General features: G+C 63.8%; 12 protein-coding genes. 7 read left to right on the top strand and 5 right to left on the bottom strand.

From position 1 onward, the window contains the following. Positions 1-55: 55 nt before the first annotated feature. The 4 genes from CH276_RS29380 to CH276_RS28630 form a co-directional block, all read right to left on the bottom strand. Complete coding sequence (locus CH276_RS29380; RefSeq protein ID WP_254923960.1) at positions 56-661, bottom strand: tyrosine-type recombinase/integrase; 606 nt, start codon at positions 659-661, stop codon at positions 56-58. Positions 662-887: 226 nt separating this feature from the next. Next, on the bottom strand, positions 888-1,133 hold the full coding sequence (locus CH276_RS29375) for a hypothetical protein (RefSeq protein WP_254923959.1): 246 nt from the start codon (positions 1,131-1,133) through the stop codon (positions 888-890). A gap of 462 nt (positions 1,134-1,595) precedes the next feature. Beyond that, entirely contained in the window at positions 1,596-2,747 is a 1,152-nt protein-coding gene (locus CH276_RS23355) for a GNAT family N-acetyltransferase (protein WP_094629468.1), read from the bottom strand. Between the two features lie 42 nt (positions 2,748-2,789). After that, entirely contained in the window at positions 2,790-2,957 is a 168-nt protein-coding gene (locus CH276_RS28630) for a hypothetical protein (RefSeq protein ID WP_176459404.1), read from the bottom strand. A 285-nt stretch (positions 2,958-3,242) separates the two neighbouring features. Between CH276_RS28630 and CH276_RS23350 the strand changes: the two genes are divergently transcribed. Beyond that, positions 3,243-5,438 carry a sensor domain-containing protein gene (locus tag CH276_RS23350; RefSeq protein ID WP_094629454.1) on the top strand — a complete coding sequence of 732 codons (2,196 nt, stop codon included), beginning with the start codon at positions 3,243-3,245 and terminating at the stop codon, positions 5,436-5,438. Positions 5,439-5,572: 134 nt separating this feature from the next. Continuing rightward, positions 5,573-7,750 carry an RNA polymerase recycling motor ATPase HelR gene (gene helR, locus CH276_RS23345; RefSeq protein ID WP_094629453.1) on the top strand — a complete coding sequence of 726 codons (2,178 nt, stop codon included), beginning with the start codon at positions 5,573-5,575 and terminating at the stop codon, positions 7,748-7,750. Here helR and CH276_RS23340 read toward each other — a convergent pair. After that, positions 7,711-8,610, bottom strand: a complete 900-nt coding sequence (locus CH276_RS23340) for a LysR family transcriptional regulator (RefSeq protein WP_094629452.1) — start codon at positions 8,608-8,610, stop codon at positions 7,711-7,713. The two genes, helR and CH276_RS23340, sit on opposite strands and share 40 nt — an antisense overlap. 72 nt (positions 8,611-8,682) lie before the next feature. Here CH276_RS23340 and dapA point away from each other — a divergent pair, with 72 nt between their 5' ends. From dapA to CH276_RS23315, 5 genes are read left to right on the top strand one after another with little or no spacing between them, the layout of a single operon-like run. Further along, positions 8,683-9,627: a 4-hydroxy-tetrahydrodipicolinate synthase gene (gene dapA / locus CH276_RS23335; RefSeq protein WP_094629451.1), complete on the top strand. Its 945-nt coding sequence runs from the start codon at positions 8,683-8,685 to the stop codon at positions 9,625-9,627. 6 nt (positions 9,628-9,633) lie between these two features. Further along, a complete protein-coding gene (locus CH276_RS23330; RefSeq protein ID WP_094629450.1) occupies positions 9,634-12,018 on the top strand; it encodes an ATP-binding cassette domain-containing protein in 2,385 nt (794 codons plus the stop codon). Between the two features lie 4 nt (positions 12,019-12,022). Next, entirely contained in the window at positions 12,023-12,589 is a 567-nt protein-coding gene (locus CH276_RS23325; RefSeq protein ID WP_094629449.1) for an isochorismatase family protein, read from the top strand. 7 nt (positions 12,590-12,596) lie between these two features. Continuing rightward, the gene (locus CH276_RS23320) at positions 12,597-13,274 is read left to right on the top strand and encodes a GAP family protein (RefSeq protein WP_094629448.1); all 678 of its coding nucleotides are present in this window, start codon (positions 12,597-12,599) and stop codon (positions 13,272-13,274) included. 23 nt (positions 13,275-13,297) lie between these two features. Further along, positions 13,298-14,098: a HugZ family pyridoxamine 5'-phosphate oxidase gene (locus CH276_RS23315; protein ID WP_094629447.1), complete on the top strand. Its 801-nt coding sequence runs from the start codon at positions 13,298-13,300 to the stop codon at positions 14,096-14,098. The last annotated feature ends 52 nt before the right edge of the window (positions 14,099-14,150 follow it).

Genomic DNA, 14,150 nt, shown 5'->3' with positions numbered 1-14,150 from the left:
GGCTTGTCACACCAGTGGAGGCACCGGCATCATGAACCTGCCGGACACCGACACGTCAGGTCGTACACAGACCGACACGTGAGGTCGTCCACCGATACAGCGACGTTGTCGAGGCATACGAGTGCCCGAGCTGCTGCTGCACGAACAACGGGTCGTAACTGGCTTCCAGACGGTGCGTAGTGTACGAGTGGCGCAACGCGTGCAAGCTCAGTTCCGGGGGCAGTCCGGCAAGCCGCCGGAACGACGTAAATGAACGTCCGAGGGCACCCAAGGTGAGCCTGTCTCCGCGTTCGCTAGGCCAGAGAGCAGGGGAGCGGTTCGCGGTCGCGAATAGCTCCCGGCCCTCGGAGCACCAGTACTGCAAAAGGTCTACCACCCAGGGGAATTCGGGCGACGTCAGAACCGTCCGTCGGCGTGGCCCCGATCCCTTGGTTCCCTTGGCCCAGCAAACGGTCATTGCACCGAAGTTGCCATAGCGGGGAACGTGCGGGTTTGGCCCAAAGTCGGTCAGGTCGAGCATGACCAGTTCTCGTCGACGCAGTCCAAACGCATAGCCGATCTTGAATGCCGTCGAGTCACGCAGCGCCGTTAGCCAACGTTTGGACCCCTTACTGTGGGCGTCGTCGACAAAGTCATCCATGACGTCGAACAGGTGCTGCACTTCAGCCTTTGTAAATGGACGGCGTCCCGGTGGAACCACGTCGTCCGCGGCGTGCTGCGGCGTGTTCCATTCAAAGACGATCTGCTACGCAACGTCACCAAATTTCCTCTCGCAGAAATCAACCCATCCATATCGACTGTCACTGACACAACTACAGAACATCGATATCCCGTTGCTGTACGAGCGCAGCGTCGACAGAGCGATCGGTGTCGCCTGCGACCGTAGTTCAGCTAGGAATTGATCCACGTCGTTCGCTCGCCAGCGCCATGGGGTACTCGTTGGTGAATTCGACGAATCGGGCGATTACACGGCACCGTGCCTTGATCGTGTCGATCTCCAGCCCACGAGCCAGCATTTGAGCTCGCCAGCCATCAACCATTGCTTTAAAGACCGTCTCGTCTGCTCGTAGGAGCGAAACATCATCGGCACGCAGAATCCGAGGAACGAAGCCCGGAAGCTCCTCAGCGGCCATCGCCGACTCCACCTGACAGTCGGCTCGACGACGTCGATGCCGCCCGGAAGGTTGACCGGGGAGTCGAACGAAGAATGCCCAATGCCCCAGCGGGCCAAAGGGATTTGTCACTGTGACGTTTTGGCAGGTTGTCGGCGGACGAGGGGCAGCCTGGCGCGGACTTGCCAGGTGGGCCTGAGTGAGCTGGCATCGACATCCCGTCACCTAACAATGAAATCGTTCATTAAGTGATTGAAATCTACGTCGAGCTGCAGCAATGGTAGATAGATGACACGGGGTTCCCGTTGGATAGAACAGAGGGTCAAGCGTGTCAGCTGCGCCGACGTTGTCATCACGCTGAGGCGCGAGTCCTTTCACCTACAGCAGCTCGCATTGGTTTTTTGCCGATAATCAACATTATGTCAAGTAGTCGCAACCGGACCGCGTGCAGGCGCTGCCCCGTGACTGTTCATAGGGATCCGTCTAGACGGATCGAAGAAAACACCGCGCAGCCTCGAGTCGATGGGCGTCGTAGTCATCCCATTTCGCCGCAGGGACATCCCGGTGCCCGACTTCGACGAAATTGCGTTTGACGAAGAACTCCGCGGCTTCACTGCTGACGGTGACCGCAAAAAGGTTTTCGATGCCCCTCGTGCGGCAGACCTCCAACAGTCCGTCCATCAGCAGGCCACCCGCTCCCAGTCCGGAGAACTCGGCGACTGTGATCAGACCCGACACTTCAGCGAATCCCGTTCCTGCGTAACGGTCTATCTCCAGCCCGACGATACCGGCGAGGTGCCCGGTACGCAGTACCCGCGCGCCGAGTCCTCCGACCGCCATCCTGGCAATCTCTATCCGACTGCGCTGCTTGAGAACTCCTTCTCGCACTCCCTGTGCGACCAACGCCTCGATTGCAGGGAAATCGTCGACCTGCAAGGACGCCAAGTGGAGGTAGCGCCCCTGGGTGAGGACGGTCCCCCGGCCGTCGAATGTGAACAGCTCGAACTCGAGATCCTCGCCGGAGCAGAGGTTTACGCTGTATGCACCGCCGGCAAGTGCCGCCTCGGCCGCGGACGGAAAATCGTCGAGACCACGTTCGGCCAGATGAGCGACCAGTCGCTCGCGGTGCAGGTCGATGTCGGCGAAGCTGCGAGGAGGATCGCCCCAACCTCCTCCCGGGTCGGTCAGAACCATCTTCGAAGCCCGCACGCTCGCAGACACGGTGCCTGCGGTGCGCGCGACCGCGGTTGCCTCCGCCCCGATCACGACGCATTCCGAGTCTGCGATAGCGAGCCACAGACGGGCGACGGACTCGTCGTTCCAGACAGTCCCACTCGCCATGGCCACACCACCGACTGCAGCGGCTACTTCCGGAACGTGGTCGGCTGGCACGACGAAAATGAATCGCGTATCACCAGGACCGAACTCCCCGACCGTTCGTTTCACTGCCTCGAGCGCAGCGACACTCAACACGGGAAGGGCAATCACGATCGTGACCCCGCGGAATTCCTCGATGAAGAAGTCACGCTCCGAAACAGGCACCCCGCTGGACGTCAGTTCGATCGCCGCCTCGCGCGGGACCGCAGGACGCGGCCGCAGTTTTCGTGGATTCGCGCGCAGATCGTAGTTCGTCATGATGGGTCCCAGTTTGGACTGCAGTCTCGCCCCCTGCAACGCTCACGAATTCTCGAGCGTCATGACACTCGACAGCGCGAAGCGCACCGTCAGTTCGACGTCGGCGTCCACCCAGGTGATCGACACCGTGAGCCCGCTCGGCCACCGACCGTGTGGGGCGACTGCGAGATCGTTGTCACGATCAGCTGCGTTCCTCTCCGGGGACGTCATCGATTCTTCGGTCGCGTTCGTGTCGAGTACAGGACGGTGGTGTGGTGACCGTTCCGCCGTCCGACAGACTCGAGCGGGTCGAGGTCACGATGGTGGGCGACGTGGCGATCTTCGTCGATGAACGTCCCCTCGACGCCCATGGTGGACAGACCGACGAGCGGCGACGAGCGAATCCGTCCGCCCCGCCCACACAGGTCTACGCCGTGTTCGTACCCTTAGAACGTGAACCACGAATAACATGGGTGCGATGCGCTCGTATCCCGAGCGAAACGGATCGGAGGGCCGATGTTCGATCTCCCGGACGATCCGGTGAGTCTTCGATCCTTCCTGGAACGTTCTCCGGACTTCGTTGCGCTGTCCGACTTCACGGGGAGAATTCTGTACATCAATCCCGCAGGATCAACCCTGATCGGACTCGATGACGTGGCCGATATCGGCCAACTCTCGGCCTTGGAACTGCTCACCTCCGACGGAGTCGATCTCACCGACGACATCGCCGCCGGGCTGCTCTCCGAAGGCAAATGGGAGGGGTACTGCGAGCTGCGCCATCACGTGACCGGGACCGGCATGCCAGTGGTGGTGTCGTCCTATGTGATCCCTCGTGACGACGGCGGTGCCGACGTGGTGGCATCCACCATTCGGCACCGACATACGGTGGAGCAGCGCAATGCCAGGATCGCGGCCGATGCAGTGGTCGCCGGTCGTCATGCTCAGGAGCAGAAGGCTCTGGCCGATCTGAGCCGATTCGCCGTCATCGCCGAGCTACCCAGTTTGCTCACCGCAGCAACCGCCACCGCAGCCACCCTGATCGGCGTGGGAAACTCTGCCATCGCCCACCTCGAGCACCCTTCCGACCCGTACTTGACCATGGACGCGGCCAGCGGTGTACTCGGTATGCGTCAGGACATTCCCTCCGGGGACGGTTCGTTGGTGGGACTCGCCCTGACCCTCTCGGAGCCTGTCGTGTGCAACGACTGTCACACCGAGAATCGATTCCGGACCGACACGATGATCTCGCTCGGCCTGCGCAGCGGCGTCGGAGTTCCCATCTTCACCGCCGCCGGAAAAGCGTGGGGAGTTCTCTCCATTCACAGCGTCGAGGCCCGTCTCTACCGCGACGAAGAGGTGTCGTTCCTCAGTTCGGTGGCCGGCATCGTATCCGCGGCGATACGACGCATCGACCTCGAACTTCAACTGCGACGACGCAGTACGCACGATGCCCTGACCGGTCTACCCAACCGCACCCTCGCATACGAGGTCATCGATTCGGCACTGAACCGCGCGAGACAACAGTCCGGCACCGTGGCTCTTCTGCTGCTCGACATCGACGACTTCAAGATCATCAACGACAGCTTGGGACACGACGCCGGAGACAGGGCGCTGGTCAAGTTCGTCGAACGGCTCGCCTCGGCGATCCGAGACGCCGACACCATCGCGCGCCTGGGCGGCGACGAATTCCTGATCGTCTGCGAGGGTGTGGACAGCGTGGCTCATGCGGAGGAATTGGCGCGACACATCACGAGTTCCATTGCGGTTCCCTTCTCGGCCGAGGACGTGCCCATTCCCTTGAGCGCCAGCATCGGTATCGCGGTGTCCGAACCGAATTCGACTCGGCACGAGCTGATCCACCGCGCCGACTTGGCCATGTACCGCGCGAAGGACAGTGGGACCGGCGGGCATGCCGTTTTCGATCCCACCGATCTCTACGACGCGGATCGCATCAGGTCACTGTCGATAGATCTGCGAGCGGCGCTGCGCGCCGACGAGCTCACTCTCGCGTACCAACCGTTGGTGGACATCGCGTCGCGGAAAATCGTCGCGGTGGAGGCACTCGCCCGCTGGAATCACCACGAGCTCGGCCCCATCGAACCGAGCGAGTTCGTCGGCGTCGCCGAAAGAACAGGTCTTGCAACACCATTGGGCGCATGGGCGCTCCGTACCGCCTGCACGGCCGCGGCGCGATGGCGGACGTTCTCCGACATCGTGGTTCGCGTCAACGTCAGCGCGCTGCAACTCCGCGATCCCGACTTTCCCGCCGAGGTCGCTTCCATACTCACAGAGACGGGACTGCCTGCCTTCGCTCTCGGACTCGAGGTGACCGAGACCGTGTGGGTCGCGGACACCGAACGCGTCGCCGACACCGTCTCTGCCCTGCACGCAATGGGTGTGGCTCTGCTGCTCGACGACATGGGTAAAGGCCACAGCTCCATGTCGTATCTCGACCGCTACCCCATGTTCGAGTGCTTCAAGATCGACAAGTCGTACATCGCCCGGCTGCCCGCTCCCAGGGCTCGCGCGATCGTCTCGGCCATCGTGGCACTGGCACGCGCATTCGACGTCACCGTCGTCGGCGAGGGCGTCGAGACCGAGGAGCAACTGGAGGCACTGGCCGCTACCGGCTGCGACTTCGCGCAGGGATACCTCTTGGGCCGGCCGGTCGGTGCCGGTGCCATCGCCGATCTGCTTCTCGGTGCCGGATGAATCGCGGAGGAATCGGAAAGCGACGATAACGTCTTTCCACTTTCAACATATAGCGCACCCCGGGGCTTGCGGCAAGACCCCGTGCAGGGCTCAGAATGGCTCGCTGCAACCGAGAACCATTCGATCGGAGTCCTGTGAAGCATGTGCACCCAAGCATTTTCGCCCTACCCGACAGCCTCGCACGCAAACGTGATCCAGCGCTGATCGGCCACGACGAACGACACTTCTCCGCGATACGCTCGAGCATCGAGAAGTCTCGATCCGATACCGCGGCGCAGCTCGCGGCCGCGCAGAAGTCGTCGGGCCGAATGGGCCGAGAGGTGATGGAGCGGGACTTCGAGATTCATAGGTTGGGCGGACGTCTCCGTTCACTTCGTCGGTACGGGGTGGATCTGTGCCTGGGTCGAGTCGTGGCCTCCGATACGGACGAGCCGGTGTACATCGGACGACTCGGATTGTTGGGGACATCGGGTGAACAACTCCTCGTCGACTGGCGCTCCCCCGCGGCCGAACCCTTCTTCGGTGCCACTCACGCCAATCCCATGGGGCTGCGGAGTCGTCGACGATATCGGTGGACGAACGGCACCATCACCGACTATTGGGACGAGGTGTTCGACCTGACCGGACCGATCACCGACGCTGCGCTCGACGATCAGTCTGCCTTCATCGCCAGTCTGGGTACGGCACGTTCACCGCGAATGCGTGACGTGCTGGGCACCGTTCGAGCAGATCAGGACGCCATCATTCGAGCGGACGCCCGGGGCGCGCTGGTCGTCGACGGTGGCCCGGGAACCGGGAAGACCGTGGTCGCACTGCATCGCACCGCGTATCTGCTGTACACGGAATCGCGTCTGGGACAGAGCCGCGGCGGCGTGCTGTTCGTCGGCCCACACGAGCCGTACCTCGCCTACGTCTCCGACGTCCTTCCGAGTCTGGGTGAGGACGGTGTGCGGACCTGCACGCTCCGGGATCTCGTCGCCGAAGGCACGGACGTGGTCGAAGAGCCGAATCCTGCTGTGGCGCAACTGAAGGCATCCGCCGACATGAGCGTGGCGATAGAGGCGGCCGTTGCGTTCTACGAGCAGCCGCCGACTCGGAACATGATCGTGGAGACGGAGTGGGCCGACCTGAGGCTGACGCCGGACGACTGGGCCGAGGCGTTCGAGGCACCCGATCCCGGCACTGCGCACAACGAGGCTCGCGAACAGGTCTGGGACCTGCTACTGACGATTCTGGCCGACCGCTACGACGGTGACGAGGACCCAACCGAGATACGGAAGTCGTTGCAGAACAACGAGCCTCTGCGCACGGAGCTCGAACGATCCTGGACGATCATCGACGCTGCCGACCTCGTCGCAGATCTGTGGAGCGTTCCGGCGTATCTCCGTAGGTGCGCACCCTGGCTCGGCCCCGAGGAGATTCGTTCACTCCAGCGACCCGATCCGACGCGGTGGACGGTGTCCGATCTGCCGCTGCTCGACGCCGCACGAATGCGGCTCGGAGATCCCGAGCATTCACGCCGCACTCGACGTCGCGAGTTGGCCGCGGCTGCGGAGCGTGCGCGAATGGACCGCGTGGTCGACGAACTCATGGCCGCGGACGACGACGAGATGATGGCTGCACAGTTGCGGCAGGACGGAATTCGCGATGCACTCGTCGATTCGGCGGGCTTCGAGGAGATCCCGACGGATCCCTCGGCGGGGCCGTTCGCACACATCGTCGTCGACGAGGCGCAGGAGTTGACCGACGCGCAGTGGCAGATGGTCCTGCGACGATGCCCGTCGGGCAGCATCACCATCGTCGGAGACCGGGCGCAAGCGCGGCAGGGGTTCGCCGAGTCCTGGGCCGAACGGCTCGGACGGGTCGGATTCGACCGGGTGAGGATCGCCACCCTCGGTGTCAATTACCGCACCCCGCGGGAAGTCATGGCCGCGGCAGAGCCGGTGATTCGCGCGGCTCTGCCGGACGCCAATGTTCCGGTCTCCATCCGCAGCACCGGTGTGCCCGTCGAATACGCAGACACGGCAGATCTGGCATCGATTCTCGACCGATGGCTGGACTCGAATCCCTCCGGAATCGCTTGTGTCATAGGCAATCCCGCATTTCCGGAGTCGGAGCGAATCCGATCCCTGACTCCGCAGTTGTCGAAGGGACTCGAATTCGATCTGGTCGTTCTGATCGACCCGGATTCCTTCGGGACAGGAGTCGAGGGTGCCGTCGACACGTACGTGGCGATGACACGCGCGACCGGACGGCTGGTGCTGCTGACAACTCAGCGCGAGGCCGCATCGAGGACGTCCAGCACGGCATGAATGGCCGGGCTGGCGTCGGCGCTGCGCCGCCACGCAGCCTGCACCTCACGAGCGGGAGCGTGCTCGAGCGGCACCGCGACGAGACCGGCTCCGAGCAGCGGACGCGCGAGGCGAGGTACCAGAGCGAGAACATCGTCGGCTTCGACCAGCGCGAGTTGCGTGGAGAAGTCGTCGACGAGATGGCGAACGTCGACCTCGGCGGACGCCTCGGCGAACAGCCGACGAAACCACTGGTGACATACCGTCCCGGCCGGGCTCGTCACCCACGGGTACCGAGCGAGGTCGGCATGGGTCAACGCGGTCTTCCGTCGAGCGAGGGGGTGAGTTCGCTTCATGATCACGTCGCCGAAGTCCGTGTGAATCGGTTGCCGAACGACCGAGGGAGGAGCGGGCACCCATACCCCGTCTGCGTCGTGCACCAACGCCAGGTCTGCGGTACCGGAATACACGCTGTGCAGTGCACGATCCGGATCCTCCTCGCTGATGTGCACGGTCAGATCCGGATACCGTCGATTCAGCTCGACCAGCGCGGGCGCCAGCAAGCCGCGCACCGCGGTCGAGAATCCGACCAGCCGAACTACCCCACGTGGTACGCCCTCGTCTGCGGATCGAGCCGCCTCGACGCACCGTTCGAGAGCGTCGAACACCTCCCCCGCGGACTCGACCACCGCCCGACCTGCGGGGGTGAGCACGACTCCCCGACCGGCCTGCGCCAGCACCGGGGTACCGATCTGCCGTTCGAGTCGTTTGATCTGCTGGGAGATCGCCGAAGAGGTGTAGCCGAGCTCGTCGGCCGCCCGCGCAAGAGTGCCCAGGGCTGCGACGGCCCGCAGGGCGTGCAGAGCACTGACATCGATCATGAAGCAAAAATACGCAGTATTACGGAAAATGCATCGCTGGACCTCATCTATCGGGCGGTCCACACTCGGACCATGATCACCACTGCGTCGCCGGCCTCGACGAGCTTCGGCACGAACGTCGTCGCCATGGCGACCCCCATGCACCCCGATGGATCGCTCGACAGAGGGGGCGTCGATGCCCTTCTCGCGCATCTGTCGGCAACACGGTGTGATGGCGTCGTCGTCGCCGGAACGACCGGTGAAGCACCTACCCTGACGCGCCACGAAATCTCGCAGCTGATTTCCCGGACACGTCGTCATCGCCATCACGCTCTTCGTGTGACCGCGGGAGTCGGCACCAACGACACCTCCACGGGGATCGAGATGGCTCGGTCCGCAGCGGCAGCCGGTGCCGACGCACTGTTGATCACCGCTCCGTACTACTCGCGCCCCACCCAGACCGGCATCGCAGAGCACATCGTCGCCATCGCCGAGGCAGGTGGGCTGCCCGTCATGGTCTACGACGTCCCGGCGCGCACAGGTGTGGCCATCGAGGCGTCGACGCTCGAGGCACCCTCCCGTCACCCCCTCATCGGTGCCGTCAAGGACGCGAAGGGTGATCTGTACGAGGCCATGACCGTCATGTCCTCGACGAACCTCGCCTACTACTGCGGAATCGACGAACTCGCGCTCCCCTACCTCGCCTCCGGTGCAACAGGACTGGTCAGCGTCACCGGCAATGTGGTGGCAGACCGCTACGCCGAGCTGATCGATGCGGTCCGCGCGGGCGACCTGCTCCGGGCGAACGCAGTACAGCGATCACTGCTGCCGTTGACCGACGCCGTCATGCGCACGACGCAGGGAGCCGTCATGGCCAAGGCCGCACTCGCCAGGATCGGCGTCATCTCCAACGCGACCGTGCGACGCCCACTTTTGGAGTCCTCCGCGGCCGATCTGAGACGACTCGACGCTGCCCTCTCGGCCACCGAAATCGATCAGGAATCGAGAAGCAGGCACGTTCCGGTACGACTAGCCTGACTGCTCATGGCGACGAAGAAGGTCACGCAGGGCTCGGCACCGCATGCTGCCGACAGTCACGATTTGATTCGTGTGCGGGGGGCGCGGCAGAACAATCTTCAGGACATCGATGTCGAATTACCCAAGCGCCGACTGACCGTGTTCACCGGCGTCTCCGGCTCCGGCAAGAGCTCGTTGGTCTTCAGTACGATTGCGGCCGAATCACAGCGCATGATCAACGAGACCTACAGTGCCTTCGTTCAAGGATTCATGCCCACGCTGGGCAGACCGGATGTCGACGTCATGGACGGACTCACCACGGCCATCATCGTCGATCAACAGCGCATGGGCGCCAATCCCCATTCCACCGTCGGCACTGCGACCGACGCCAACGCCATGCTCCGGATCCTGTTCAGCCGAATCGGAAAGCCGTATATCGGCTCCGCACAGGCCTTTTCGTTCAACGTCGCATCGGTGTCCGGTGCAGGCGCGTACAAGGTGGACAAGGGCGGCAGGCAGACCACCGAGAAGAAGTCCTTTTCCGTGACCGGTGGCATGTGCCCGCGCTGCGAGGGCAGAGGCGCCGTCAGCGACTTCGACCTCACCGCGCTCTACGACGCGAGCAAGTCATTGAACGAGAGCGCGATCACGATCCCCGGTTACAGCATGGAAGGCTGGTACGGGCGCATTTTCCGCGGCTGTGGGTACTTCGACCCGGACAAGCCCATCTCGAAATACACGAAGAAGGAGCTCGACGATCTGCTCTATCGCGAGCCGACGAAAATCAAGGTCGAAGGCATCAATCTGACCTACTCGGGTCTCGTGCCTCAGATCCAGAAATCGTTCCTGTCCAAGGACGTCGACGCAATGCAGCCGCATATCCGCGCATTCGTCGAACGCGCGATCACCTTCACGACATGTCCCGACTGCAACGGCACCCGACTCAACGAGGGCGCTCGGTCGTCGAAGATCGACGGCATCAACATCGCCGACGCATGTTCCATGCAGATCAGCGACCTGGCGGAGTGGGTCGGCGGCCTGAAGGAACCGTCGGTGGCACCACTGCTGACCACGCTCGGCGAAACCCTCGACTCGTTCGTCGAAATCGGACTCGGCTACCTGAGCCTGGATCGGCCGTCGGGAACACTGTCCGGCGGAGAGGCCCAGCGCACCAAGATGATTCGCCACCTCGGATCGTCGTTGACCGATGTGACGTACGTGTTCGACGAACCGACCACCGGTCTGCATCCCCACGACATCGAGCGAATGAACAATCTGCTGCTTCAGCTGCGGGACAAGGGAAACACCGTGCTGGTAGTGGAGCACAAGCCCGAGACGATCTCCATCGCAGACCACGTCGTCGATCTGGGTCCCGGTGCGGGAAGCGCAGGCGGGCACGTCTGTTTCGAGGGCACCGTCGACGGTTTACGGCGGAGCGACACCGTCACCGGTCGGCATTTCGACGATCGGGCAGCACTGAAGAAATCCGTACGCGAATTCTCCGAGGTGCTGGAGATTCGCGGCGCGAACTCCCACAATCTGCGCGAAGTGGACGTCGACGTTCCACTCGGTGTACTGGTCGTCGTCACCGGCGTCGCAGGCTCGGGCAAGAGTTCACTCGTTCACGGATCGCTCTCGGGGACAGACGATGTGGTGTCGGTCGATCAAGGGACCATCCGTGGATCACGGCGAAGCAACCCCGCAACGTACACCGGGCTGCTCGAACCGATCCGAAAGGCGTTCGCCAAGGAGAACGCCGTCAAACCCGCGCTGTTCAGCTCGAACTCCGAAGGCGCGTGCCCGACGTGCAACGGCGCGGGCGTCATCTACAGCGACCTCGCGATGATGGCCGGCGTCGCCACGGTGTGCGAGGAGTGCGAGGGCAAGCGATTCCAAGCATCGGTACTCGAGTACCACTTCGGCGGACGCAACATCGACGAGGTGCTGTCGATGTCGGTCGCCGAGGCCGAGGAGTTCTTCGCCGACGGCGCGGCCAAACTGCTACCGGCGCACAAGATTCTGCAGCGCTTGAACGACGTCGGGCTCGGATACCTCGAGATCGGCCAGCCGTTGACCACACTGTCGGGTGGCGAACGCCAACGCCTCAAGCTGGCGACGCACATGGCCGACAAGGGCGGGATCTACGTGCTCGACGAGCCCACCACCGGGCTGCATCTCGCCGATGTCGACAAGCTGCTCGGGTTGCTCGACCGGCTGGTCGACTCCGGCAAGTCGGTGATCGTGATCGAGCACCATCAGGCCGTCATGGCCCACGCCGACTGGATCATCGATCTCGGACCGGGTGCCGGCCACGACGGAGGCCTCGTCGTGTTCGAGGGAACACCGTCCGAGCTGGTGGCAGACGGTTCGACCCTGACCGGCCGGCACCTGGCCGCGTACGTAGGGAGCTGAGTTCGTGACCACCCTGGCCCACCGGAACGCCACCGCACTGGTCATCGTCGACGTGCAGAACGACGTGATGGTCGCCGTCCACGACCGGCAGCCCGTCGTCGACAACATCGTGACCCTGGTATCGCGAGCCCGAGAGACGAGCACGCCGGTGATCTGGGTGCAGCACTCCGCCGAGAAGGAGCTGCGCTTCGGGACGGACGGGTGGAAGCTTCTCGACGCTCTGCCCGTGGTTCCAGGCGATCGAATCGTCCACAAGAAGCACGGCGACGCCTTCGAGGACACCGGTCTCGAAGCCGACCTCGCTTCGTTCGGCGTGGGGCACGTCGTCATCGCCGGCGCGCACACGGACTTCTGCATCAGGTCCACGCTGCACGGAGCCTTGGTCCGCGGATACGACGTGACGCTGGTGAGCGATGCCCACACCGCCGAGGACCTGACCGAGTGGGGCGCGCCGCCACCTGCCCAGGTCATCGCGCACACGAACATGTACTGGGACAACCAGACCGCTCCCGACCGGACCGCCGAGGCCGTCGTCACCGAGAAGGTCGATTTCACCCGACCGATACCCTGAACCCTCCATGGTGACCTTGCTGCTCGCTCTCGTCGGATTCGCGATACTCGATTCGCTCGACGTGTTGTTGATCGGCGTGACCGCAGCCATCGCAGTGCACGCGAGAACCACCCGCCGGTCCCCGTTTCGAGCCGGGCTGGCCTTCGTCGGCGGAGTGTTCACGGCGACGACCACATTCGGCATCCTCACCGTTCTCGGCATCGACTTCTTCACCGATCTGTTCGATATCACCATCACTCCCACGGTGCGGTATCGCACGGAACTCGCGATCGGGCTGGTACTGATCACACTCGGTGCTCTGCGCACCACCGAGCGCCGCCCACCGGAGTGGGCGGCTCGAGCCGGCTCCAGCATCCCCGTCGTCGCCTTGACCGGACTGACGATCGGTCTGGTGCAGGGCCCGACGGCAGTGCCGTACCTCGCGGGGCTGACGATGCTCTCGACCTACGATCCGCGTCCGCCGTGGTGGCCGGCCATCGTGGTCGTCTACTGCCTGATCGGGCTCCTACCGCCCGTCCTCGTTCTGATTCTGGCGTCGAGGAAGAGTCGACGCTCCAGGCGCGCGTTCACCGCGACCGTCCGAGCCCTGATGCGGTACGGCCCTCCGACGGTGCGCGTCATCTTCGTCGTGCTCGGCGTCGCACTCGTCGCCGACGCCCTGATTCATGCCGGAGACCTCCTGTAGGTCGCCGTCGTAAGCTTCTGCGCATGGCACTCGATCACGGCGATCCCGGTGACGCCCCGTCCGTTCCCACTCCCCTGGCCCCGGTCGTCGACGACCGTCGTCCCTCAGCGGCCGAAGAAGCGCGCACGATCGCTGCGTCCACCAACACCGCAACTCTTGCGAGCCTGACCGCGGACGGCGATCCCTGGGCCTCGTTCGTGACCTACGGATTGCTCGACGGCGCGCCGGTTCTGTGTGTCTCGCGCATGGCCGAGCACGGACGCAACCTCGCAGGCGATCAACGAATGAGCCTGTCGATCGTGGCACCGCAATCGCAGACCGATCCGCTGGCATCGGGCCGAATCACGCTGGCAGGCGTGGTCGAGCGGCCCGAGGGTGACGAATTGGCCGCGGCCCGCGCAGCGCATCTCGACGGCGTACCGGCGGCGAAGTACTACCTGGACTACAGCGACTTCACGCTTTGGGTGATGCGCGTGCATCGTGTCCGGTGGGTCGGCGGATACGGCCGAATGGATTCGGCAACTGCCGAGGCGTATTCCCAGGCTGCGCCCGATCCGGTGTCGCCGACCTCGGGGTACGCGATAGAGCACCTCAACGCCGACCACTCGTCGTCCTTGACTGCGATGGCCCGCGAACTGGGCGGCTTTCCCGATGCCACGTCCGCCGAGTGCACGGCCGCGGACCGCTACGGACTGGATCTGAAGGTGTTCACTCCGCGCGGAATCGCGTACACACGGGTCGGTTATGCGACTCCGATCGACTCGGCCACCGAACTGCGGGCCGCGACCGTGGAACTTGCGAAGCGCGCAGCAGCCGCCCGATAGGTGTGCACTGCCATCACGGACACGACGACCTTGTCGAGACGTCGCGATGGAT

Source organism: Rhodococcus sp. 06-470-2, assembly GCF_002258235.1.
In the GTDB taxonomy this organism is placed as follows: Bacteria; Actinomycetota; Actinomycetes; order Mycobacteriales; family Mycobacteriaceae; genus Rhodococcoides.
Note: the sequence above shows the minus strand (reverse complement) of the source record. Positions and strands in the feature narration are given on the sequence as shown.

Bases quoted from the DNA above. Each gene is read 5' to 3' on its own strand.
- CH276_RS23320 (WP_094629448.1), top strand. From the start codon at position 12,597: ATGGTGACCTTGCTGCTCGCTCTCGTCGGATTCGCGATACTCGATTCG.
- CH276_RS23355 (WP_094629468.1), bottom strand. From the start codon at position 2,747: ATGACGAACTACGATCTGCGCGCGAATCCACGAAAACTGCGGCCGCGT.
- CH276_RS23330 (WP_094629450.1), top strand. From the start codon at position 9,634: ATGGCGACGAAGAAGGTCACGCAGGGCTCGGCACCGCATGCTGCCGAC.
- CH276_RS23350 (WP_094629454.1), top strand. From the start codon at position 3,243: ATGTTCGATCTCCCGGACGATCCGGTGAGTCTTCGATCCTTCCTGGAA.
- CH276_RS23340 (WP_094629452.1), bottom strand. From the start codon at position 8,610: ATGATCGATGTCAGTGCTCTGCACGCCCTGCGGGCCGTCGCAGCCCTG.
- CH276_RS23315 (WP_094629447.1), top strand. From the start codon at position 13,298: ATGGCACTCGATCACGGCGATCCCGGTGACGCCCCGTCCGTTCCCACT.
- CH276_RS28630 (WP_176459404.1), bottom strand. From the start codon at position 2,957: ATGACGTCCCCGGAGAGGAACGCAGCTGATCGTGACAACGATCTCGCA.
- CH276_RS29375 (WP_254923959.1), bottom strand. From the start codon at position 1,133: ATGGCCGCTGAGGAGCTTCCGGGCTTCGTTCCTCGGATTCTGCGTGCC.
- dapA (WP_094629451.1), top strand. From the start codon at position 8,683: ATGATCACCACTGCGTCGCCGGCCTCGACGAGCTTCGGCACGAACGTC.